Genomic DNA, 21252 nt, shown 5'->3' with positions numbered 1-21252 from the left:
GCGACAGTAACACTTGAAACATAAAGCAATAGGCGGGTCGTGTGCGAGTCCCGTGAAGAGAGGCGAGACAGAAGTGCGCCGGGCCCCCGTACGGGTCCGGCGCACTTCGCGTTCCGCTCCGCTACTTCCGGCCGACGCCTCCGTAGAAGCCGATCGAGGCGGCGTCGTCCGGCAGCGGCCCGTCGGGGCGCCAGAACGGGACCTGGGTCAGTCCGGGGTCCACGAGGTCGAAGCCGTCGAAGAAGCGCTCGACCTCGGCACGGCCGCGCAGGTTCATGCTGGCCGTCGCGTTGTTGTAGACGGCCTGCGCGTCGCTGCGTTCGAAGAGGTCCCCCGTGGCGTGCGAGAGGACGAGGAAGCTCCCGTCCGGGAGGGCGTCACGCAGGGTGGAAACGATCTCCCCCGGCTTCTCCGCGTCGGTCACGAAGTGCAGGATCGCGACGAGCAGCAGGGCGACGGGCTCGTCGAAGTCGATGATCCGACGCACCTCGGGATGGTCCACGATGCTCCGCGGATCGCGCAGGTCGGCGAGGACGATGCTCGTCTCGCCCGTGCGGCTGAGCAGCGCGTCCGCGTGCCGCTTCACGATCGGGTCGTTGTCGACGTAGGCCACACGTACGTCGGTCGCCGCCTCGTGGGCGATCTCGTGCACGTTCGGCGAGGTGGGCAGCCCGGTGCCGACGTCGAGGATCTGCCGGACGCCCTCGCCGACGACGTACCGGACGGCCCGGCGGAGGAAGTCCCGGTTGGCCCGCACGCTGACCCGCGCCTCGGGGGCGACGGCGACGAGCCGCTCGCCCGCCTCCTCGTCCACCTCGTAGTGGTCCTTGCCGCCCAGCAGATAGTCGTAGATCCGGGCGGGGTGCGGCCTGCTGGTGTCGATCTCCCCGACGATGCCGTCCTGCGTCACGTTGCACTCCCCTTGATGATCGACATGCGTGATCGACTGACGACAGTTTCACACATCAACTTCCGGTCGGGCGGACGGAGTTCGCCCGGCAGGTCGCACCAGCCGCGACAGCGGCCCCGGACCGCGGGATTAATACCCCTGGGGGTATCTGTTACCTTGAGAGACAGATACCCCCGGGGGTAATTCCCACGAAGGAGGAACGCCGTGTTCTTTGTCGACACCCTGGAAACCGAAGGGCTGGGCAACCGCAGCTATCTGGCGGGCGGCGCCCGGACCGCGGTGGCCGTGGACCCGCCCCGTGACATCGACCGCGTCCTCGCCCGGGCGGCGCGCCGCGGCGTGCGGATCGTGGCCGTCGCCGAGACCCATGTGCACAACGACTACGTCACCGGTGGCCTGGAGCTGGCCCGGCTGACCGGTGCCCGCTATCTGGTGCCGGCCAGGGCGGAGGTGGCGTACACCCGGGTCCCGGTCACCGACGGGGACGTGGAGCCGGTCGACGAGGGCCTGGTGCTGCGGGCGGTGGCCACGCCCGGACACACCCCGCACCACACGTCGTACGTCCTTGAGGAGACGGGGCACGCGGTGGCCGCCTTCACCGGCGGGTCGCTGCTGATCGGCGGCGTCGGCCGCCCCGACCTGGTCGAACCCCGGCTGACCGAGCGGCTGGCCCGGGCGCAGCACGCCTCCGTGCACCGGCTCGCGGCGGAACTGGCCGACGCGGTCCCCGTCCTGCCCACGCACGGCTTCGGCAGCTTCTGCTCCTCCTCCGCCGCGGGCGGCGCGGGCGGCACGATCGGCGGCGAGAAGGGGTCCAACCCGGGGCTCCTCCAGGACGTGGACACCTTCGTGAAGGAGCTGCTGGCCGGGCTCGACGACATACCCGCCTACTACGCCCACATGGGCCCGGCCAACTCCGGCGGTCCCGCCCCCGTGGACCTGACGGCGCCGGGCGTCGCCGACGCCGGGGAGATCGCCCGGCGGCTCGCGGCCGGAGAGTGGGTCGTGGACCTGCGCGGCCGGGTGGCGTTCGCCGCCGGGCATGTGGCCGGGGCGTTCAACTTCGAGGTCGACGGACAGCTGGCCACGTATCTCGCCTGGATGATCCCGTGGGGCAAGCCGGTGACCCTCCTCGCGGAGAGCGCCGCGGACCTGGCGCGCGCCCAGCGCGAACTGACCCGGGTCGGCATCGACCGCCCGGCCGCCGCGGCCGTCGGCACCCCCGCCGACTGGATCGCCGACGGCACCGCGCCCGCGTCCTTCCGCCGGGCCACGTTCGCCGATCTGGCCGCCGCCCGCGAGCGCGCCGAGGACATGGTGATCGTCGACGTCCGCCGGGACGCCGAACGCGCCGCCGGCTGGATCGAGGGCAGCGTCCACCTCCCCGTCCACCAGCTCCACCACCGTCTGCACGAGGTCCCGAAGGGCACGGTGTGGGTGCACTGCGCGGGCGGTATGCGCGCGGCCATCGCCGCGTCCGTGCTCGACGCGGCCGGACGCGAGGTGGTGGCCGTGGACGACGGCTACGCGGCGGCGGCCGAGGCGGGGCTCACGCTCTGTACCGCCGGCTGACGCCGGGGATCAGGAAACACGCATGATGTACGACTCCCCCCGCGCCCCTCGTGTCACCGTCGTCGAGGCGCACCGACGGTTGCGCGACGGCACCGCCGTCCTGATCGACGTCCGCGAGACGGACGAGTTCCTGGCCGGCCACGTCCCCGGCGCCCACCATGTGCCACTGTCCCGGATCGCGACCGCGCCCCTCCCCGACACCGCCCGCCCCCTGGTGCTGATCTGCCGCTCGGGCAACCGTTCCCGACAGGCCGCCGCCCTGCTCGCCGCACGCGGCGTGGAGGCGGTCGACGTGATCGGCGGTATGCGTGACTGGGCAGCGCGGGGACTCCCCGTCGAGGGCACCCCCGGGACCGGCACCTTCGGGACCGTCATATGACCGCCCTCGTCCTGGCCCTGCTGGCCGGCGCCCTGGTCGGGCTCGCCCTCGGCGCGCTGGGCGCGGGCGGAAGCATCCTGACCGTCCCGGCGCTGATCTATCTGCTCGGTTTCAGCCCCGCCGCGGCGGCCACGGGCAGCCTGGTCATCGTGATCGTCACGTCGGTCACCGCCCTGGTGGCGCACGCCCGGGCGGGGGCGGTGCGCTGGCGGGCCGGGCTGCTGTTCGCGGCGGCCGGTCTGCTGCCCGCCGCGGGGGCCGGCGCCCTCGCCGCGCGGCTGCCCGCGGCCCTGCTGACGCTGATGTTCGCGGCGCTGGCCGCCCTGGCCGCCGTACGCATGCTGCGTCGTCGTACGCCACGCGGCGCCGGATCGGTGTCGACGGGACGGGCGGCGGCGGCCGGGGCCGGACTCGGCACGGTGACCGGGTTCCTCGGGGTCGGCGGCGGCTTTCTCGCCGTACCGGCGCTGGTGACCGTCCTGGCGGTGCCGATGAGCGCGGCGGTGGGGACCAGTCTGCTGGTCATCGTCGCCAACGCACTGGTGGCGCTCGCGGCCCGGGCCCAGTCGGCGGTCCAGCTGGACTGGGCGCTGATCATGCCGTTCCTGGCGACCGCCGTCCTGGGGGCGTGGGACGGCAGGCGGCTGGCGGCGAAGGTGTCCCCCGCGGCGCTCCAGCGGGCCTTCGGGACCGTACTGCTGACGATCGCGCTGGCCATGGGTGTCGCCGTGGTGCGGTGACCTCAGGCCAGTGAGAGAAAGAGCTTCTCCAGCCGGGACCGCATCTGCGCGGAGTTGCGCACCTCGGGGTCCTCGCTGGTCATGCACTGCTCCAGGCCGGTCGCGATGATCGAGAACCCGGCCCGGTCCAGGGCCCGGGAGACCGCCGCGAGCTGGGTGATGACGTCCTCGCAGTCCCGCCCCTCCTCAAGCATGCGGATGACCCCGGCCAACTGGCCCTGGGCGCGGCGGAGCCGGTTGAGCGCCGACCTCAGTTCCTCGGCGGACATGTCGAGCTGCACGCTTCCTCCTCATATATACCCCCACGGGTATCCTACCCGTGTGGGGCAACACCTCACCGAAGGGTTCTGTTCCATGACCACCCCCGTCACCGTGGCCCCCGCCCGGCTCGCCGAGTTCACCGTCGTCGACGTGCGCACGCCCGGCGAGTTCGCCGGCGGCCATGTCCCCGGCGCGTACAACATCCCGCTGGACCGGCTCGACGAGGCCGCGAGCGCGCTCCGGACGGCCGCGGCGCGCGGCCCGCTGCTGATCGTGTGCGCCTCCGGGGCCCGCTCCGCCAAGGGCTGCGACCGGCTCGGGACGCTCGGTATCGAGGCGCTCTCGCTGGAGGGCGGCACCGGCGCCTGGGCCGCCGCCGGCCACCCGGTCGAGCGGCCGGCCGGGGCCCGCACGCCCTGGCCGATGGACCGCCAGGTCCGGCTCACCGCGGGTTCGCTGGTCGTGGCGGGCTTCGCCGCGGGGCTGGCCCGGCCGTCCGCGCACTGGCTGTCCGGTCTGGTCGGCGCCGGGCTGGTGTTCTCCGCCGTGACCAACACCTGCGCCATGGCGGCCCTCCTGGCCAGGCTTCCGCACAACCGGCCGGGTGCGGGCGCGGTGCCGTTCGAGGAGACGCTGCTGCGCCTGGCCGGGTGACGTCCGGGGGAGGACGGGGTGATTCCGGCCCCGTCCTCCCCGGTCTGGGTGCGGGCGGGGCCGTGGTCGCGTACCTATGTAGGGCACAGCGTCCCTGGAAGGACAGCGCGTCCTTCGACGGACACCGCGTCCCTTTTGCCGGACACAGGGATGACGGACGTCGCCGCGACCCGACGGAGAGCCATGACCGACGCCGACCCCCAGGCCCCTGCCCCGGCCGATCCCCCGGACCGTGCCCCCGCCCCCGCCGCTCCCGGGGCCCGCGCCGCCACCCTGCTGCGCCGCCCCAAGCTCTGGGTGGTCCCCACCGTCCTCAGCGGACTCCTTGCCCTGCTGCTGTCCCTGCTCTACATGGGCGGCATCGTCAACCCGCAGGGCGACCTGAAGGATCTGCCGATCGCGCTGGTCAACGGCGACACCGGCAAGCCGCTGCCCGGTCAGGAACAGAACCTGGGCACGCAGATCGCCCGGTCGATCCTCGCGGACACATCGAGCGACAAGGCGGACTGGCGGCGGCTGAGCCGGGCCGAGGCCCAGGACGAGCTGGACTCCGGCAAGGTCTACGGCGCCCTCGTCATCCCCGCCGACTTCACCGACTCGGTCGCCGCGCTCACCACCACCGGCGCCGCCCAACGGCCGACGATCACGGTGCTCACCAACCCCGGCAAGGGCAGCCTCGGTTCGTCCCTCGCCAGTCAGATCAGCACCCAGGCGGCGCATCAGGCCTCGCAGACCATCGGCAAGCAGCTCGTCCAGGCCGCCCCGCGGGCCACCGCCACGGACCGGCTGCTGCTCGCCGACCCGGTCAACGTCGCTCCCCAGGTCGGCCATCCCCTGGGCGACCACAGCGGCCTCGGCCTGACCGCGTTCTACTACACGCTGCTGCTGGTGCTGGCGGGTTTCATGGGCGGCAACGTCATCAGCAACGGTGTCGACACCTCGCTCGGCTACGCCGACAACGAGATCGGCCCCTGGCACACCCGGCTGCCCACCGTGCCGATCAGCCGCACCCAGACGCTGCTGCTGAAGATGGCGATGACCGCGGGCATCACCCTCGTCACCGTCTCCCTGGTGATGCTGGCCTGCGTCACCCTGCTCGGCATGGACGCGACCCATCTGCCACTGCTGTGGATCTACTCGTTCTGCGCGTCACTGGCCGTCGGCATCGGTGTGCAGGCCATCAACGCGGCGTTCGGCGGCATCGGCCAGCTGGTGTCCATGTTCGTGTTCATCGTCCTGGGCCTGCCGTCCTCGGGCGCCACCGTCCCGCTCCAGGCGGTCCCCGGCTTCTACCGGTTCCTGTCCCACTTCGAACCCATGCGCCAGCTCAGCGACGGCGTCCGCGCGATCCTCTACTTCGACGCCCGCGGCGACGCGGGCCTGAGCCGCTCCTGGCTGATGATCGCGATCGGCACCGCCGTGGGGCTGCTGTTCGGGTTCGCGATGACCCTCTACTACGACCGCAAGGGCCACAAGCGCCTGACGCCACAGCCCGCGTGAGGCTCAGCCCTCGACCAGCCGGGCGAGGTTGGCCAGCGCCATCCGTGTGCCCTCCGCGTTCTGGTCGGCGGGCACGGCGTCGGGAATGCCCTCGTGCAGGACGACGACCTCCGTGCCGCCGTCCACCTCGGTGAGCGTGGTCGTCATGGTCATCGTGCCGCGCAGTCCGGGGTCCCCGGTCTCGAACTCGAACTCCTCGACGACCAGTTCGTCCGGCACCAGCCTGAGGAACCTGCCGTGGTACGTGTCGGTGTGCGAGCCGGACTTGCCGGTGCCGGTCGCCACGTCGTAGGTGAGCGAGATCCGGAACGCGCCTCCCTCACGGGCCTCGAAGGTGTGCACCTCGCAGCTCATCCCGTCGGGCACCCGCCACTTCGCGAGCGCGTCGGCGTCCACCAGCATCCGGTAGACGGCCGCGCGGTCCGCCTTCACCTGCCCTGACATCCGCGTCGCGTACATGCGCCCACCCTGCTCCCGGCTGCAACCTTGTCGCAACCTCCCCTGTGGTGCGCTGGGGCGTATGGATGAGGAGATCCCGCGCGTCGAGCTCACCCCCGCCGCCGCCGACCTGCTGCGCCGGCTGCGCGAGGCGCACGGCCCGCTGATGTTCCACCAGTCCGGCGGCTGCTGCGACGGCAGCGCCCCGATGTGCTACCCGGAGGGCGAGTTCCGCACCGGCGGCTCCGACGTACTGCTCGCGGAGCTGGAGGTGGAGGGCGTCGAGGAGCCGGTGACGTTCTGGATGTCCCGCAGCCAGTACGCCCTCTGGAGCCACACCCGCCTCATCGTGGACGTCGTCGAGGGCCGCGGCAGCGGCTTCTCCCTGGAGGCGCCCGAGGGCGTACGTTTCCTCATCCGTTCGCGCCTGGTCGCCCCCTAGCGGTCCCCCGTACGGCCGTCGCCGTCTGGTGCACCTCCCCTGAGCCCTGGGACAGTTGACGGGACCTCAGGGGGGACTGTGACGCATCGTCGAGCAGGGTTCCGGGCGGGCAGACGGGTACTGACGTTTCTCACGGCATTCGGCACGCTGGCCGGTGCGGCCCTGATGGGGGCGGCACCGGCCGGTGCCGTGCAGGACGACGCCGTGCCGGTCGCTTCGGGTGTCACGTACCAGGAGTACGACATCCAGGCGGCCAAGGGCCCGACGCACATCCATGTGATCCGGGCCGACCTGCGCGATCCCAAGGTGCGCCTGGACCTGCTGTATCCCGGTGCGGTGGCCGCGCGGGCGCCGGTCTCCCAACTGGCCGACGCCCAGGGCGCGGTGTCCGGGGTCAACGGCGACTTCTTCAACATCACCGAGACCCAGCACCCCGGCGTCGAGGCGACCGGGGCGAGTGTGGGACCGGCGATCGCGAGCGGGCACACGCTCAAGGCGGCGGTACCGGACGGCCAGCGGTTCGGCCCCGCGCTGCCACCGGGCACCTCGACCCGTGACGTGCTCGGCATGGGCGTGGACCGCCGGGTCCGGTTCGACGCCCTGACCCTGACCGGGACCGTCGACACCGGGGAATACGAGCTGCCGCTGGGCGGGCTCAACCAGTACGCCCTGCCGGTGGGTTCGGTCGGCGCCTTCACCAGCGCCTGGGGTGGAGTCTCCCGGCTGCGCGCCAGCTGCGGCACGGACACCGACCGAGCCGCCCCGTGCAGCACGGACACCTACGAGGTGACGCTCCGCCGGGGCAAGGTGGTGGCGGCGGCCGACACTCCGGGCAGCGGTCCCATCGCCGCCGGGACGACCGTCCTCGTCGGCCGGGAAGAGGGCGCGCAGCAGTTGCGGAAGCTGTCCGTGGGCGAACTCGTGCGGGTGCGGCAGCGGCTGGTGGCGACCACGAGCCGGATCCCGTACCGCTTCGCCGTCGGCGGCTATCCGGTCCTGAGGGACCGGGTGCCGCTGCCCGGGCTGGACGCGACGACCTCGGCGGTGCGGACCGCGGTGGGTGTCTCGGCCGGCGGCCGGCGGGTGCTGCTGCTCGCGGTGGACGGGGCGGCGCCGTACCGCACCGGTCTGACGATCGCCGAAGTAGCGGACACCCTACGCGACTTGGGCGCCGTCGACGGCTTCAGTCTTGACGGCGGCGGCTCGTCGACGCTGGTCGCCCGCGCCCCCGGGGCGACCTCGGTGACGGTCCGCAACCACCCCACCGGCGGCGCGGAACGCCCCGTCCCCAACGGCATCGGGGTCTTCTCGGCCGGCTGAGCCCCAGCTTGTCCTTATGGTCTGAGGCTGCTGACGATGTCCGCGGTGGCCGTCAGACCGCTGCTGATGGTGGGCGCGATGCTCGTGCCGGCCAGAAAGAATCCGAGCAGCGCGCACACCAGGGCGTGGGAGACCTTCAGCCCGCCGTTGCGCAGGAAGATCACCGCCAGGACCAGGAGCAGCAGCACCACTGAGATGGAAATCGCCATCGTCAACCTCCTCCGCCACGCCGTCCCGTCCGGTTCACGGCGTTCGGCCGTAAGTGTGGCGTAGCGGAGGGTTCGTCCGGGCGGCTGACCTGTCCGCCGAACGTGTGGTTTCCCGGCTTATCTTCGGGCGTCGAGGAAGGCCTCCAGGCCCGCCAGGTCGTCGGTGTTGAGGTAGTCGACGCCGGCGTCGAGGAGTTCGCCCCACAGCGCGTCGCGGGCGGGTCCGGCCAGGTCCGGGGTGGCCCAGAAGCGCACCTGCCGGCCACGCGCGTGGGCGGCGTCGACGATGCCGTGCAGCCTCTGCCGTTCGGCGTCGGGGAAGGCGCCGACGCCCTGCCAGGTGAAGTTGAGGGTCCAGTTGTCGCTGATCAGCGAGATGAAGGAGGCGGGTGCCGCGCTGCCGAGGTCGGCGAGGCGGCCGTCGTAGAAGGCGCGTCGTACGGTCTGTGCCTCCATGGGCGTACGGGCGGCGCGGTCACCGGAGATGACGGCGGTGACCGGCCCGGGGAACACCTTGCCGTGGGCGTAGGTGGTGAACAGGTGCTTGTGGCGCCGAAGATGGCGGTCCAGCTCCAGGTATGTGGACGAGCCCTCGGTCTTGATGTCGATGAGCAGCTGGAGCGGCCTGCGCCAACCGCGGTACACCGAGCCGTGGTTGGCCTTCACCCGGGCGGCGAGCGGGTCCAGGTAGAGGGACTCCAGGGTGCGGGTCGGGTCGAGGTCGTCGACGGTGTGCCCGATGAGGAGCTGGTCGCCGACGAGGAAGATGTCGGCCTCGACGCTGCCGAAGCGGTGGTCGAGGGCGTCGAAGAGCGGCCGGGGATGCTCGTAGTCGTTGTGGGCGTGCGCCCGCCACAACGGCCGGGGCCGGTGCTTCTGTTCGCCCGCGAGGGCCGGTGCGGCGGGCAGGGCGACCGCGCCCGCGAGGGCGGCGCCGATGGTGGTGAGGGCTCTGCGACGGGTGGTGAGGGCCATGCTCTGCCTCCCTTTGGGGCGGTACGAGACATGGGCGAGTATGCGATGGCCCGCACCCCAATGGGCATGCCCGTGACAGGAGTTGGCCGGAGTGCCGCCGTCTGTTCATCGGCCTCGCGGGGAGCGCACGAAAAAGCCCGCCCCAGGTGGGGCGGGCTTTCCCTGGTGAACGCCAGGGGACTTCAGCCGGCGTCAGGGAGCCTGGAGGTCCACCAGTTCGGCCAGCGCGGCGCGGTGGGTGCCCGCGGTGCCGAACGCGATGGAGTCGGACTTGGCCCGCTTCAGGTACAGGTGGATCGGGTGCTCCCACGTCATGCCGATACCGGCGTGCAGCTGGAGCGCCTCCTCGGCGGCGCGCACCGCGACGGGTGCCGCGTAGGCCTGCGCGACGGCGACCGCGACGTCGGCGTCCGCATCGGTGGCGAGGGCGTCGGCGGCGTTGCGGGCGGCGGCCCGGAGGTTGACGACCTCCAGCCACACCTGCGCCAGCCGGTGCTTGAGCGCCTGGAAACCGCCGACGGCACGGTTGAACTGCTTGCGCTCCTTGAGATAGCGCACGGTCTCGGTCAACACCCAGTCCGCGACCCCGAGTTGCTCGGAGGCGAGCAGACCGGCCCCGGCCCGCAGGGCGCGGCGCACGGCGGGCTCGGCGTCGCCGAGGAGCCGCCCGGGGGCACCGTCCAGGGTCACGGTCGCGAGCGGCCGGGTCAGGTCGAAGGACACCTGCGGGGTGACGGTCACGTCGGCGGAGTCCACCGCGTAGAGCCCGCCGTCGTCCGCGGGAACCAGCAGCACATCGGCGACCGCCGCGTCCGCGACACCGGTCAACTCCCCGTGCAGGGACCCGTCTTCGTGCCGTACGACCTTGTAGGCGCCGCCCGCGGCGATGTTCAGGGCGACGGCGAGGGCGCCGATCCTCCGTCCCGCCGCCAGCTCGGCGAGCAGAGCCTCGTCCCCGACCTCCAGCAGCGCCTCGGTGGCGACGACGGCGCTGGTGAGGTAGGGCACGGGAGCCACGGCACGCCCCAACTCCTCCAGCACCACGGCGGCTTCGCGGTGGGTGGCGCCCTGGCCGCCCTGCGCCTCCGGCACCAGCAGGCCCGCGAGGCCCATGCCGTCGGTGAGTGCCTTCCAGGCGGCGAGGTCGTGCGGGGTGTCCGACTCGGTGCGGGCGATGACGCCGGGGGCGTCGCAGTGGTCGGCGAGCAGGTCCCGTACGGCGGACCGCAGCGCCTCTTCCTCCTCGGAGTACAGCAGGTCGCTCATCGGGCCAGGTCCTTCCATGCGACGTCCTTGTCGGTGCGCGGCTCGGACGGCAGGCCCAGAACGCGCTCGGCGACGATGTTCAGCAGGACCTCGCTGGTCCCGCCCTCGATGCTGTTTCCCTTGGAGCGGAGGTAGCGGTAGCCGGCGTCCCGGCCGACGAAGTCCACCAGCTCGGGGCGGCGCATGGTCCAGTCGTCGTACAACAGGCCTTCCTCGCCGCGGAGTTCGACCTCCAGGCCGCTGATCTCCTGGTTGAGGCGGGCGAAGGCGAGCTTCATCCCGGCGCCCTCGGGGCCGGGCTGGCCCAGGGCGAGCTGCTGGCGCAGACGTTCGCCGGTGAGGCGGGCGACCTCGGCCTCGACCCAGAGCTTGAGCAGTCGCTGGTGGAGGTCGTGGGTGCGTAGTTCGGGGCGCTCGCGCCAGGTCTTCGAGACCGGCCCGATCATGCCGCCCTCGCGGGGCAGACGCATGCCGCCGATGGCGACGCGCTCGTTGTTGAGCGTGGTCTGCGCGACCTTCCAGCCGTCGCCGATCGCGCCGAGGCGACGGGAGTCGGGGATGCGGACGTCGGTGAGGAAGACCTCGTTGAACTCGGCCTCGCCGGTGATCTGGCGCAGCGGCCGGACGTCGACACCGGGGTCGGTCATGTCGCACAGGAAGTAGGTGATGCCCGCGTGCTTGGGCACGTCCGGGTCGGTGCGGGCGATGAGGATGGCCCAGCGGGCGTTGTGCGCGCTGGACGTCCACACCTTCTGCCCGTTGACCACCCAGTCGCCGTCGCCCTCCCGGACGGCCCGGGTGCCGAGCCCGGCCAGGTCGGAGCCGGCGCCGGGCTCGCTGAAGAGCTGGCACCAGACCTCCTCGCCGGTCCACAGGGGCCGCAGGAAGCGCTGTTTCTGCTCCTCGGTGCCGTACTTGAGGATGGTCGGCGCGGCCATGCCGAGGCCGATGCCGTTGCGCCGGGGGTCGTTGTCGGGAGCGCCCGCGGCCTCCAGCTCGGCGTCCACGACGGCCTGGAGGGAGCGCGCGGCACCGAGTCCGCCGAGTCCCTCGGGGTAGTGCACCCACGCCAGGCCGGCGTCGAAGCGGGCCCGCAGGAAGTCCAGCCGGTCGGTCGTGGCGGGCGGCTGGGCGGCCAGCAACTCCGCTGTACGGCGCTTGAGTTCGGCTGCGTCGATCATGCGGTGGCTCCCTTGCTGAGGGCGGGGACGACGGTGACCCGGCCGGTGGTCACACCGTCGCCGACGCGCTGCACGGCGGCGGCGGCCTCCGCGAGCGGCACCCGCTCGCTCACCAGCGGCTTGATGGCGCCCCGGGCGGCGAGTTCGGTGAGCTGCTCGTGGCAGCGCCGGACCAGCTTCGGGTTCTTGGTGTTGTACAGGCCCCAGTGCAGGCCGAGGATCGCGTAGTTCTTCACCAGGGCGTGGTTGAGGCCGGGGCTGGGGATGGTCCCGCTCGCGAAGCCGACGACCACGATCCGCCCCTCGAAGGCGACGACCTTGGTGGACTGGGTGTAGGCGTCGCCGCCGACCGGGTCGTAGATCACGTCGGCGCCCCGCCCGCCGGTGGCCTCCTTGACGGCGGCGATGACGTCCTCGGAACGCCGGTCGATCACGACGTCGCAGCCCAGTTCCCGGGCCACGGCGGCCTTGTCGGCACCGCCGACGACCCCGATGACGGTGGCGCCGGCCGCCTTGCCGAGCTGCACGGCCGCGCTGCCGACACCACCGGCGGCGGCATGGACGAGCAGCGTCTCACCGGCCTCCAGCCGGGCCCGCCGGTGCAGACCGAACCACCCTGTCTGGTAGCCGATGTGCAGCGCTGCGGCCTCGGCGTCGTCCAGCGAGTCGGGCGCGGGCAGCAGAGCGGCGGCGTCCGCGACGGCGTACTCGGCGAAACCGCCGTACGGCAGCGTGGGGTTGGCGAGCACCCGGCGCCCGTCCTCGGTCTCGCCGCAGATCTCCACGCCCGGCGTGAACGGCAGCGGCGGCCTGACCTGGTAGTGGCCGCGGCACATCAGTACGTCCGGGAAGTTGATGTTCGCGGCACGCACCTTCAGCAGGACCTGGCCGTCGCCGGGCGTGGGCGTCTCGATGTCCGCGAGCCGCATCACCTCACCCGGCTCACCGTTCTCGTGCACTTGCCATGCCTGCATGCGATGCCTCCACGCGACTACGTCGTACGACCTGGGGTAGTCGCATACTAAGCGGTCGCTTGCCGTTCAGGGAACAGTAGCGTGCGTCACGACCGCGACGACCTCCCGCGGCCCCGCGTCAGGCCCGCCGCGGCTTCGCCCGTACGTGCATCCGCTCCCCCTGCGGCCCGAACAGACTCAGAAACTCCGCCGGCCCTTCCCCCGTCGACCCGAACCAGTGCGGCACCCGGGTGTCGAACTCGGCGGCCTCCCCGGCGCTCATCACCACGTCGTGGTCACCGAGCACCACCCGCAGCCGCCCCGCCAGCACGTACAACCACTCGTAGCCCTCATGGGTACGGGGTTCGGGCTCCTCGTTCCGCTGCGGCACCAGCACCTTGTAGGCCTGGAGGCCGCCCGGCTGCCGGGTCAGCGGCCAGTAGGTCCGCCCGTGCCGCACCAGCGGCGCGGTCCGCACCCGCGGATCCCCCACCGGCGGCGTCCCGACCAGCTCGTCCAGCGGCACCTGGTGGGCCTGCGCGATCGGCAGCAGCAGCTCCAGGCTGGGCTTGCGCAGCCCGGACTCCAGCCGGGACAGGGTGCTGACGGAGATGCCGGTGGTCTCGGACAGCGCGGCGAGGGTCACCTCGCGCTCCTTCCGGATCCGGCGCAGCCGGGGGCCGACATCCGCGAGAACGCCTTCGACTTCTTCGGTACTCATGCCCGTATTGCAGAATCAGCAAAGGCATTTGTCAATCCCGCACCCGTGGAGCGACCGTGGCGGCATGACTGACACCTACGAAGTGATCGTGATCGGTGGCGGCGCGGCGGGCCTGTCGGCGGCCCTCGTCCTGGGCCGGGCCCGGCGCCGCACCCTGGTCGTCGACGCGGGCGAGCCCCGCAACGCGCCCGCGGCGCACATGCAGGGCTATCTGACCCGGGACGGCATGTCCCCGGCCGAGTTCCTGGCCATCGGCCGCGAGGAGATCGCCCGGTACGGCGTCGAACTGGTCCAGGACCGGGTGGTCGACGTCTCCCAGGGCTTCGGCGTGACGCTGGCGAACGGCCGCACCCTGCGCGCCCGCCGCCTGGTGATCGCGACGGGCCTCAGGGACGAGCTCCCCGCGGTCCCCGGCGTCGCCGAGCGCTTCGGCGAGGACGTCCTGCACTGCCCGTACTGCCACGGCTGGGAGGTCCGCGACCAGGCCTTCGGCGTCCTGGCGACGACCCCACTGAGCGCGCACCAGGCGCTGATGGTGTCCCAGTGGTCGAAGGACGTGACGTTTTTCCTGCACACGGTCGAGGAGGCCGATCTGTCGGACGACGACGTACGCAGGCTCGGGGCCGCCGGGGTCCGGGTGGTGCCGGGTGAGGTGGAGAGACTGCGCATCGAGGACGACCGGCTGACCGGTGTCCGACTCACGGACGGGACGTCGTACGACCGCGAGGTGCTGTTCGTGGCGCCGCGCGCGCTGCCGCGGACCGGCCTGCTGGAGCAGCTCGGCGCCGAACTGAAGGAGACCCCCTTCGGCGCGTACCCGACGGTCGACCCGACGGGACAGACGACCGTCCCCGGCGTGTGGGCCGTGGGCAACGCGATGGGCTTCGGCGAACAGGTGATCAACGCGGCCGGCGCCGGATACCGGGCCGCGGCCGTCATCAACGGCGATCTGTTGATGGCCGACCTCGACGCAACGCCCTGAAGGAGCGCGGGGAACTGCGCGACCAGCCACAACGTAACCGCAGCCGGCAGACAACCCATCTTGCAGGTGTAGCCCGGCGAAGCGTGACGCACTCTGGATGCATGCTGCTCGCCCGCCTGGCCCAGGTGTCCCAACAGGTCGCCACGACCTCGGCGCGCTCAAAAAAGACCGCGCTGCTCGCCGAGCTCTTCCGGGAGGCCGAGCCGGCGGACGTGCCGATCGTCATCCCGTACCTCGCCGGCCGGCTCCCGCAGGGCCGGCTCGGCGTGGGCTGGAAGGTACTGAGCCGCCCGGTCACCCCGGCCACCGAACCCACCCTCACCGTCCACGAAGTAGATGCCCTCCTCAGCGAGCTCGGCAGGGTGTCAGGCACCGGCTCGCAGGCTGAACGGACAAGACTGGTCGGCGAGTTGATGGCCGCGTCCACCCTCGAAGAGCAACGCTTCCTGCTCGGCCTGCTCAGCGGCGAGGTACGCCAGGGCGCCCTGGACGCCGTCGCCACCGAGGGCCTCGCCCAGGCCACACAGGCGCCGCCCGCGGACGTCCGCCGGGCGGTGATGCTCGCCGGCTCCCTCCAGACGGTCGCCGAGGCGTTGCTCGCGGACGGCCCCGGGGCCCTCGACCGCTTCCGTCTCACCGTCGGCCGCCCGGTCCTGCCGATGCTGGCGCACAGCGCCTCCTCGGTCGCCGAGGCGGTCGGGAAGCTGGGCACGTGCGCGGTCGAGGAGAAGCTGGACGGCATCCGCGTCCAGGTGCACCGGGACGGCGACACCGTACGCGTCTACACCCGCACCCTCGACGACATCACCGACCGCCTGCCCGAAGTGACCTTTGCCGCACAGGAGTTGAAGGGCGGGCGTTTCATCCTCGACGGTGAGGTCATCTCCTTCGACGCCACCGGGCGGCCCCGCTCGTTCCAGGAGACGGCCGGCCGGGTCGGCTCGCGTGTGGACGTGGCCACCGCCGCCGGACAGGTCCCCGTCTCCCCCGTCTTCTTCGACGCCCTGTCCGTCGACGACCACGACCTCCTCGACCTCCCCTTCGCCCAGCGGCACGCGGAACTGGCCCGGCTCGTCCCCGAACCGATGCGGGTGCGCCGGGCGTTGGTCTCCGGCCCCGAGGACGTCGCCGCGGCGGAGTCCTTCCTCGCCGAGACACTGGAGCGCGGTCATGAGGGCGTGGTGGTGAAGTCCCTCGACGCCCCCTACAGCGCGGGCCGGCGCGGCGCGTCCTGGCTGAAGGTCAAGCCCGTCCACACCCTCGACCTGGTCGTCCTGGCCGCCGAGTGGGGCCACGGCCGCCGCACCGGCAAGCTCTCCAACCTGCACCTGGGAGCACGGCGGGACGACGGGTCGTACGCGATGCTCGGCAAGACGTTCAAGGGCATGACCGACGCGATGCTGACCTGGCAGACGGAGCGGCTCCAGGAGCTGGCCACCGGAACCGACGGGTACGTGGTGACCGTACGCCCCGAGCTCGTCGTCGAGATCGCCTACGACGGTCTGCAACGGTCCACCCGTTACCCGGCCGGGGTCACCCTCCGTTTCGCCCGCGTGGTCCGCTACCGCGAGGACAAGCGGCCTGAGGAGGCGGACACGGTGGAGACGCTGCTGGCCGCGCATCCCGAGGTGAGGCCATGAGGACCAGCGCGGGCCTGCTCCTGTTCCGGCACACCGGCGACGGCGTCGAGGTGCTGCTCGGTCACATGGGCGGTCCGTTCTTCGCGCGCCGCGAGGCCGGGGCCTGGACCGTGCCGAAGGGGGAGTACGAACCCGACGAGGAGCCGGCCCGGGAAGCCGCCCGGCGTGAGTTCCAGGAGGAGCTGGGGCTGCCGCCGCCCGACGGGGACGCGCTGCCCCTCGGTGAGGTCAGGCAGTCGGGCGGCAAGCTCGTCACCGTCTGGGCGATCGAGGCCGACCTCGATGTCGCGGCCGTCGTCCCGGGCACGTTCCGCATGGAGTGGCCGCCGAAATCCGGGCAGGAGCAGGAGTTCCCGGAGCTGGACCGGGTGGCCTGGTTCTCCCTCGCGCGGGCCCGCGAGGTGATCGTCAAGGCGCAGGCCACGTTTCTCGACCGGCTGGCGGAGCACTCGCCCTGACACGTTGCGGCGGGGCCCGCCGCGCGGGAAGGTCGAAACACAGGTCCGCTCCCCCAGGAGGTCGGTCATGCCCATCGCGACGGTGAACCCGGCGAACGGCGAGACGCTCAAGACGTACGAAGCCATGGGCGCCGAGGAGATCGAGCGCCGGCTCCAGCTCGCGGAGGCCACCTTCCGCACCTACCGGACGACACCGTTCGCCGAACGCGCCCAGCTGCTGAACCGGGCGGCCGGTCTGCTCGACGGCCTCCAGCAGGACATCGGCCGGGTCATGACCACCGAGATGGGCAAGCCGGTCAAGCAGGCCCGCGCCGAGGCCGCCAAGTGCGCCAAGGCGATGCGCTGGTACGCCGAGCACGCCGAGTCGCTGCTGGCCGACGAGGAGCCCGCGGACGCCGATGTGAAGGACTCCGGCGCGTCCCGGGCCCTCGTGCGCTACCGCCCGCTGGGCCCGGTGCTCGCGGTGATGCCGTGGAACTTCCCGCTCTGGCAGGTGATCCGGTTCGCCGCCCCCGCGCTGATGGCGGGCAACGTCGGCCTGCTCAAGCACGCCTCGAACGTCCCCCAGACCGCCCTCTTCCTGGAGGACCTGTTCCACCAGGCGGGCTACTCGGAGGGCGTCTTCCAGACCCTGCTCATCGGCTCCGGCGCGGTCGAGGAGATCCTGCGCGACGAGCGCGTCAAGGCGGCCACGCTCACAGGCAGTGAGCCCGCCGGGCGCTCGGTCGCCGCCACCTGCGGCGACATGGTGAAGAAGACGGTCCTCGAACTCGGCGGCAGCGACCCGTATGTCGTGATGCCGTCCGCGGACATCGACCGCGCGGCCGAGATCGCCGTGACGGCACGGGTGCAGAACAACGGGCAGTCGTGCATCGCCGCCAAGCGGTTCATCGTGCACGCCGACGTGTACGACACCTTCGCCGAGAAGTTCGTGCGGGGCATGCAGCAGCTGACGGTCGGCGACCCGATGGACGAGGCCACGGACGTCGGGCCGCTCGCCACCGAGCAGGGGTGCGCGGACCTGGAGGAGCTCGTCGACGACGCGACGCGCAGCGGGGCGCGGGTGCTGTGCGGGGGCGAGCGGCCGGACGGGGACGGCTGGTACTACCGGCCGACCGTCCTCACCGACCTCACCCGCGACATGCGCATCCACCGCGAGGAGGCCTTCGGCCCGGTGGCCACGCTGTATCGCGTGAGCGACCTCGACGAGGCGGTGCTGCTCGCCAATGACTCACCGTTCGGACTGAGTTCGAACGTGTGGACCCGGGACGAGGCCGAGGTCGATCGTTTCGTACGGGATCTCGAAGCCGGTGCCGTGTATGTCAACGGGATGACCGCGTCCCATCCGGCGTTCCCGTTCGGCGGCGTGAAGCGGTCCGGGTACGGCCGTGAGCTGTCCGGGCACGGAATCCGCGAGTTCTGCAACATCACGACGGTTTGGCACGGAGCGTGACGCTCGCGCGGCTAACATCCCCGGTGTGAACCGTGAAGTGACTCTGCCGCTGATCGTCGACGACCGGGGCACCTTGCAGGTGTCCGCGGCCGATGTGAGCAAGTTGTTGCGCACGGTCGGGGGGCGGTGGCTGCATCTTGTCGAGGCGGGCGAGGAGGGCCTCGACGAGGACACGGTGGCCGCGTTGACCATCGAGTTGGCCAAGCTCGCCGATCGCATCGACGTGGCCTGCATCGCGCACAGTAGCGGGAGCGCGTCGTAAGACAGTTGTTCCAGGACCTGTTTGGAACTCCGCCCGTCCCTGAAACGGAGTAACCCCGCGCGAAGTCGTCTGCCCCTCGGGTGATCGTGGACTGGACCACCCTCTGAGGCGAAAGCAGGCACGGTTCATGGCGACTTTGTGCAGACCCTCGGTGTCCGTTCCGGAGCATGTGATCACGATGGAGGAGACGCTCGAACTGGCCCGCTCCCGCCATGCGGACCATCCCCAACTGCCGCTGGCGCTCCGCTTGATCGAGAACACCGGTGTCCGCACCCGGCACATCGTGCAGCCCATCGAGGAGACCCTGAAGCATCCCGGCTTCGAGGAGCGCAACAAGGTCTATGTGGCCGAGGCGAAGGCCCGGGTCCCCGCCGTGGTGCGGCGAGCACTGGACGACGCCGAGGTCCTGGCCTCAGACATCGATGTCATCATCTACGTCTCCTGCACGGGCTTCATGATGCCGTCGCTGACCGCCTGGCTGATCAACGAGATGGACTTCGACTGCACCACGCGGCAGATCCCCATAGCCCAGCTGGGCTGTGCGGCCGGCGGTGCGGCGATCAACCGGGCGCACGACTTCTGCACCGCCTACCCCGAGGCCAACGCGCTCATCGTGGCCTGCGAGTTCTGCTCGCTCTGCTACCAGCCCACCGACCTCGGCATCGGGAACCTGCTGTCCAACGGCCTGTTCGGCGACGGCATCGCGGCCGCCGTGGTGCGTGGCCGGGGCGGCGAGGGCATCGCGCTGGAGCGCAACGGTTCGTATCTGATCCCCAAGACCGAAGAGTGGATCATGTACGACGTCCGGGCCACCGGCTTCCACTTCCAGCTGGACAAGCGGGTGCCCGCCACCATGGAGCCGCTCGCCCCGGCGCTCCGGGACCTCGCGGGACTGCACGGCTGGGACGCCTCCGACCTGGACTTCTACATAGTCCACGCGGGCGGGCCCCGCATCCTCGACGACCTCAGCAAGTTCCTCCAGGTCGACCCGCACGCCTTCCGGTTCAGCCGGGCCACGCTCACCGAGTACGGGAACATCGCCAGCGCCGTCGTACTGGACGCGCTGCGGCGACTGTTCGACGCGGGCGGGGCGCACCACCGGGCGCGCGGGCTGCTCGCCGGGTTCGGGCCCGGCATCACCGCGGAAATGGCCCTGGGCCGCTGGCAGCGCACGGACGAGACGGACTGAGATGAGCGAAGAGACGATCACCGAGATCCTGCCGCCGATCCGGCACTGGCCGGCTCTCGATCTGAGCGGGACGGACTTCGACCCGGTGCTCACCGAGCTGATGCGGGAGGGTCCGGTCACCCGGATCCAGCTGCCCAACGGCGAGGGCTGGGCCTGGCTGGTCACCCGGTACGACGACGTACGGATGGTGACCAACGACCCCCGGTTCGGCCGGGAGGCCGTCATGGACCAGCCGGTCACCCGGCTCGCCCCGCACTTCATCCCGGAGCGGGGCGCGGTGGGCTTCCTGGACCCGCCGGACCACACCCGGCTGCGTCGTACGGTGGCCGCCGCGCTGACCTCCCGGGGCGTGGAGCGGGTACGGGAGAAGTCCCGCCGGATGCTGGACGAGCTGGTCGACGAGCTGCTCCAGGACGGCCCGCCCGCCGATCTCACCGCCACCGTGCTGAGCCCGTTCCCCATCGCGGTGATCTGCGAGCTGATGGGTGTCCCGGCGGCCGACCGACAGGTCATGCACACCTGGACCCAGCTGATCCTTTCGTCCTCGCACGGCAAGGAGGTCAGCGAGAAGGCCAAGAGGGAGATGGGCGCCTACTTCGGCGATCTCATCGGGCTGCGGGAGGGCAGTACGGGCGAGGACGTCACCTCGCTGCTCGGCGCCGCGGTGGGCCGGGACGAGGTGACCCTGGAGGAGGCCGTGGGTCTCGCCGTCCTGCTCCAGATCGGCGGTGAGGCGGTGACGAACAACAGCGGCCAGATGTTCTATCTGCTGCTGACCCGCCCGGACCTGGCCGACCGGCTGCGCACGGAGCCGTCGATCCGCCCGCAGGCCATCGACGAGCTGCTGCGCTACATCCCGCACCGCAACGCGGTGGGCCTGTCGCGGATCGCCCTGGAGGACGTGGGCATCCAAGGCGTACGCATCCGGGCCGGCGACCCGGTCTACGTGTCGTATCTGGCCGCCAACCGTGACCCGGACGTCTTCCCGTTCCCGGAGACCATCGACTTCACCCGCAGCCCCAACCCGCATGTCTCCTTCGGCTTCGGCCCGCACTACTGCCCGGGCGGCATGCTGGCCAGGCTGGAGTCGGAGTTGCTGGTGGACGCGCTCCTGGACCGGCTGCCGGACCTGAGGCTGGCGGTCCCGGCGGACCAGGTGCCCTTCAGGAAGGGCGCGTTGATCCGTGGTCCCGAGGCGCTCCCGGTGACGTGGTGACGGCTCAGGAAGGGCTGCTGGTCCCGCCGGGGCACGGCCGGGTGGTCCAGACCCCCGCCCAGCACGTCACCTTCAAGGTGACCGGCACGCACTCGCGCATGGCGTCCACCTTCGAGGTGATCGTCCCGCCGGGCTTCGACGTGGGCGCCCATGTGCACACCCGCAGCGAGGAGTTGTTCTACGTCCTCGAGGGCGAGCTGGACGTGCTCGCCTTCGAACCACGGGTGCGCACCCCGGACAACTGGCAGCGCTGGGAGTCCGGTTCGGGCAACCGGGTGGTACGGGCGACACCGGGCACGGTGATCGTCGTACCCCCGGGCTGCCCGCACGCGTTCGCGAACCCGACGGACTCCCCGGCCAAGATGTTCTTCCAGGCGTCCCCGCCGCCCGATCACGAGCGGTACTTCGAGGAGCTGCTGGAGATCCTGAGCGACGGGGGCCCGCCGGATCACGAGGCGATCGAGGAGTTGAGGTCGAGACACGACATCCAGCAACTCACTCCACTCCGGCACAGGTGAGACACCTGGGGGC

Annotated in this window: 24 protein-coding genes; 15 read left to right on the top strand and 9 right to left on the bottom strand. The window is 71.7% G+C overall.

The window, feature by feature from the left end; translation table 11 throughout:
• Window positions 1-121: 121 nt before the first annotated feature.
• Window positions 122-910 carry an SAM-dependent methyltransferase gene (locus OG866_RS37835; RefSeq protein ID WP_329341826.1) on the bottom strand — a complete coding sequence of 263 codons (789 nt, stop codon included), beginning with the start codon at window positions 908-910 and terminating at the stop codon, window positions 122-124.
• 204 nt (window positions 911-1114) lie between these two features.
• On the opposite strand from OG866_RS37835, the gene OG866_RS37830 reads away from it, so the two are divergent.
• From OG866_RS37830 to OG866_RS37820, 3 genes are read left to right on the top strand one after another with little or no spacing between them, the layout of a single operon-like run.
• Entirely contained in the window at window positions 1115-2482 is a 1368-nt protein-coding gene (locus OG866_RS37830; RefSeq protein ID WP_329341825.1) for an MBL fold metallo-hydrolase, read from the top strand.
• Window positions 2483-2504: 22 nt separating this feature from the next.
• Window positions 2505-2861 carry a rhodanese-like domain-containing protein gene (locus tag OG866_RS37825; RefSeq protein WP_329341824.1) on the top strand — a complete coding sequence of 119 codons (357 nt, stop codon included), beginning with the start codon at window positions 2505-2507 and terminating at the stop codon, window positions 2859-2861.
• Window positions 2858-3601, top strand: a complete 744-nt coding sequence (locus tag OG866_RS37820; protein WP_329341823.1) for a sulfite exporter TauE/SafE family protein — start codon at window positions 2858-2860, stop codon at window positions 3599-3601. Before OG866_RS37825 ends, OG866_RS37820 begins: the two co-directional genes overlap by 4 nt.
• Before the next feature lie 2 nt (window positions 3602-3603).
• Here OG866_RS37820 and OG866_RS37815 read toward each other — a convergent pair whose 3' ends face one another.
• Window positions 3604-3882 (bottom strand): metal-sensitive transcriptional regulator, encoded by a 279-nt coding sequence (locus OG866_RS37815; RefSeq protein ID WP_329341822.1) that lies wholly within the window; start codon window positions 3880-3882, stop codon window positions 3604-3606.
• Between the two features lie 73 nt (window positions 3883-3955).
• On the opposite strand from OG866_RS37815, the gene OG866_RS37810 reads away from it, so the two are divergent.
• Entirely contained in the window at window positions 3956-4516 is a 561-nt protein-coding gene (locus OG866_RS37810; RefSeq protein ID WP_329341821.1) for a rhodanese-like domain-containing protein, read from the top strand.
• Between the two features lie 183 nt (window positions 4517-4699).
• On the top strand, window positions 4700-6016 hold the full coding sequence (locus OG866_RS37805) for a YhgE/Pip domain-containing protein (RefSeq protein WP_329341820.1): 1317 nt from the start codon (window positions 4700-4702) through the stop codon (window positions 6014-6016).
• Between the two features lie 3 nt (window positions 6017-6019).
• Here the strand turns inward: OG866_RS37805 and OG866_RS37800 are convergent, their stop codons facing one another.
• Window positions 6020-6475, bottom strand: coding sequence for an SRPBCC domain-containing protein (locus OG866_RS37800; protein ID WP_329341819.1), 456 nt, complete (start codon window positions 6473-6475; stop codon window positions 6020-6022).
• 61 nt (window positions 6476-6536) lie between these two features.
• Here OG866_RS37800 and OG866_RS37795 point away from each other — a divergent pair, with 61 nt between their 5' ends.
• Together OG866_RS37795 and OG866_RS37790 are read left to right on the top strand one after the other, a co-directional pair.
• On the top strand, window positions 6537-6896 hold the full coding sequence (locus OG866_RS37795; RefSeq protein WP_329341818.1) for a DUF779 domain-containing protein: 360 nt from the start codon (window positions 6537-6539) through the stop codon (window positions 6894-6896).
• 78 nt (window positions 6897-6974) lie between these two features.
• On the top strand, window positions 6975-8216 hold the full coding sequence (locus OG866_RS37790; protein WP_443063603.1) for a phosphodiester glycosidase family protein: 1242 nt from the start codon (window positions 6975-6977) through the stop codon (window positions 8214-8216).
• Between the two features lie 14 nt (window positions 8217-8230).
• Here the strand turns inward: OG866_RS37790 and OG866_RS37785 are convergent, their stop codons facing one another.
• The 6 genes from OG866_RS37785 to OG866_RS37760 all read right to left on the bottom strand — a co-directional run bounded on the left by OG866_RS37785 (window position 8231) and on the right by OG866_RS37760 (window position 13521).
• On the bottom strand, window positions 8231-8425 hold the full coding sequence (locus tag OG866_RS37785) for a hypothetical protein (protein WP_329341817.1): 195 nt from the start codon (window positions 8423-8425) through the stop codon (window positions 8231-8233).
• A gap of 117 nt (window positions 8426-8542) precedes the next feature.
• Window positions 8543-9400 (bottom strand): phosphatidylinositol-specific phospholipase C/glycerophosphodiester phosphodiesterase family protein, encoded by an 858-nt coding sequence (locus OG866_RS37780; protein ID WP_329341816.1) that lies wholly within the window; start codon window positions 9398-9400, stop codon window positions 8543-8545.
• Window positions 9401-9592: 192 nt separating this feature from the next.
• Complete coding sequence (locus OG866_RS37775) at window positions 9593-10666, bottom strand: acyl-CoA dehydrogenase family protein (RefSeq protein ID WP_329341815.1); 1074 nt, start codon at window positions 10664-10666, stop codon at window positions 9593-9595.
• Window positions 10663-11847, bottom strand: a complete 1185-nt coding sequence (locus OG866_RS37770; RefSeq protein ID WP_329341814.1) for an acyl-CoA dehydrogenase family protein — start codon at window positions 11845-11847, stop codon at window positions 10663-10665. Before OG866_RS37770 ends, OG866_RS37775 begins: the two co-directional genes overlap by 4 nt.
• Window positions 11844-12821 (bottom strand): NADPH:quinone oxidoreductase family protein, encoded by a 978-nt coding sequence (locus OG866_RS37765; protein ID WP_329341813.1) that lies wholly within the window; start codon window positions 12819-12821, stop codon window positions 11844-11846. Before OG866_RS37765 ends, OG866_RS37770 begins: the two co-directional genes overlap by 4 nt.
• Before the next feature lie 118 nt (window positions 12822-12939).
• On the bottom strand, window positions 12940-13521 hold the full coding sequence (locus tag OG866_RS37760) for a helix-turn-helix domain-containing protein (protein ID WP_329341811.1): 582 nt from the start codon (window positions 13519-13521) through the stop codon (window positions 12940-12942).
• A 64-nt stretch (window positions 13522-13585) separates the two neighbouring features.
• Here OG866_RS37760 and OG866_RS37755 point away from each other — a divergent pair, with 64 nt between their 5' ends.
• The 8 genes from OG866_RS37755 to OG866_RS37720 all read left to right on the top strand — a co-directional run bounded on the left by OG866_RS37755 (window position 13586) and on the right by OG866_RS37720 (window position 21239).
• Window positions 13586-14503 carry an NAD(P)/FAD-dependent oxidoreductase gene (locus OG866_RS37755; protein ID WP_329341809.1) on the top strand — a complete coding sequence of 306 codons (918 nt, stop codon included), beginning with the start codon at window positions 13586-13588 and terminating at the stop codon, window positions 14501-14503.
• Window positions 14504-14604: 101 nt separating this feature from the next.
• On the top strand, window positions 14605-16143 hold the full coding sequence (locus OG866_RS37750; protein ID WP_329341808.1) for an ATP-dependent DNA ligase: 1539 nt from the start codon (window positions 14605-14607) through the stop codon (window positions 16141-16143).
• A complete protein-coding gene (locus OG866_RS37745) occupies window positions 16140-16601 on the top strand; it encodes an NUDIX domain-containing protein (RefSeq protein ID WP_329341806.1) in 462 nt (153 codons plus the stop codon). Before OG866_RS37750 ends, OG866_RS37745 begins: the two co-directional genes overlap by 4 nt.
• Before the next feature lie 67 nt (window positions 16602-16668).
• The gene (locus tag OG866_RS37740) at window positions 16669-18054 is read left to right on the top strand and encodes an NADP-dependent succinic semialdehyde dehydrogenase (RefSeq protein WP_329341805.1); all 1386 of its coding nucleotides are present in this window, start codon (window positions 16669-16671) and stop codon (window positions 18052-18054) included.
• A gap of 25 nt (window positions 18055-18079) precedes the next feature.
• Window positions 18080-18316, top strand: a complete 237-nt coding sequence (locus tag OG866_RS37735; RefSeq protein ID WP_329341803.1) for a DUF6213 family protein — start codon at window positions 18080-18082, stop codon at window positions 18314-18316.
• A gap of 103 nt (window positions 18317-18419) precedes the next feature.
• Window positions 18420-19505: a type III polyketide synthase gene (locus OG866_RS37730; protein ID WP_329344480.1), complete on the top strand. Its 1086-nt coding sequence runs from the start codon at window positions 18420-18422 to the stop codon at window positions 19503-19505.
• A 1-nt stretch (window position 19506) separates the two neighbouring features.
• The gene (locus tag OG866_RS37725) at window positions 19507-20721 is read left to right on the top strand and encodes a cytochrome P450 (RefSeq protein WP_329341801.1); all 1215 of its coding nucleotides are present in this window, start codon (window positions 19507-19509) and stop codon (window positions 20719-20721) included.
• Window positions 20718-21239, top strand: a complete 522-nt coding sequence (locus OG866_RS37720; RefSeq protein ID WP_329344477.1) for a cupin domain-containing protein — start codon at window positions 20718-20720, stop codon at window positions 21237-21239. Before OG866_RS37725 ends, OG866_RS37720 begins: the two co-directional genes overlap by 4 nt.
• The last annotated feature ends 13 nt before the right edge of the window (window positions 21240-21252 follow it).

Source organism: Streptomyces sp. NBC_00663, assembly GCF_036226885.1.
Lineage (GTDB): Bacteria > Actinomycetota > Actinomycetes > Streptomycetales > Streptomycetaceae > Streptomyces.
Note: the sequence above shows the minus strand (reverse complement) of the source record. Positions and strands in the feature narration are given on the sequence as shown.

Bases quoted from the DNA above. Each gene is read 5' to 3' on its own strand.
- OG866_RS37780 (WP_329341816.1), bottom strand. From the start codon at position 9,400: ATGGCCCTCACCACCCGTCGCAGAGCCCTCACCACCATCGGCGCCGCC.
- OG866_RS37750 (WP_329341808.1), top strand. From the start codon at position 14,605: ATGCTGCTCGCCCGCCTGGCCCAGGTGTCCCAACAGGTCGCCACGACC.
- OG866_RS37810 (WP_329341821.1), top strand. From the start codon at position 3,956: ATGACCACCCCCGTCACCGTGGCCCCCGCCCGGCTCGCCGAGTTCACC.
- OG866_RS37820 (WP_329341823.1), top strand. From the start codon at position 2,858: ATGACCGCCCTCGTCCTGGCCCTGCTGGCCGGCGCCCTGGTCGGGCTC.
- OG866_RS37765 (WP_329341813.1), bottom strand. From the start codon at position 12,821: ATGCAGGCATGGCAAGTGCACGAGAACGGTGAGCCGGGTGAGGTGATG.
- OG866_RS37760 (WP_329341811.1), bottom strand. From the start codon at position 13,521: ATGAGTACCGAAGAAGTCGAAGGCGTTCTCGCGGATGTCGGCCCCCGG.
- OG866_RS37740 (WP_329341805.1), top strand. From the start codon at position 16,669: ATGCCCATCGCGACGGTGAACCCGGCGAACGGCGAGACGCTCAAGACG.
- OG866_RS37770 (WP_329341814.1), bottom strand. From the start codon at position 11,847: ATGATCGACGCAGCCGAACTCAAGCGCCGTACAGCGGAGTTGCTGGCC.
- OG866_RS37755 (WP_329341809.1), top strand. From the start codon at position 13,586: ATGACTGACACCTACGAAGTGATCGTGATCGGTGGCGGCGCGGCGGGC.
- OG866_RS37725 (WP_329341801.1), top strand. From the start codon at position 19,507: ATGAGCGAAGAGACGATCACCGAGATCCTGCCGCCGATCCGGCACTGG.
- OG866_RS37745 (WP_329341806.1), top strand. From the start codon at position 16,140: ATGAGGACCAGCGCGGGCCTGCTCCTGTTCCGGCACACCGGCGACGGC.
- OG866_RS37795 (WP_329341818.1), top strand. From the start codon at position 6,537: ATGGATGAGGAGATCCCGCGCGTCGAGCTCACCCCCGCCGCCGCCGAC.
- OG866_RS37805 (WP_329341820.1), top strand. From the start codon at position 4,700: ATGACCGACGCCGACCCCCAGGCCCCTGCCCCGGCCGATCCCCCGGAC.
- OG866_RS37785 (WP_329341817.1), bottom strand. From the start codon at position 8,425: ATGGCGATTTCCATCTCAGTGGTGCTGCTGCTCCTGGTCCTGGCGGTG.
- OG866_RS37800 (WP_329341819.1), bottom strand. From the start codon at position 6,475: ATGTACGCGACGCGGATGTCAGGGCAGGTGAAGGCGGACCGCGCGGCC.
- OG866_RS37775 (WP_329341815.1), bottom strand. From the start codon at position 10,666: ATGAGCGACCTGCTGTACTCCGAGGAGGAAGAGGCGCTGCGGTCCGCC.
- OG866_RS37825 (WP_329341824.1), top strand. From the start codon at position 2,505: ATGATGTACGACTCCCCCCGCGCCCCTCGTGTCACCGTCGTCGAGGCG.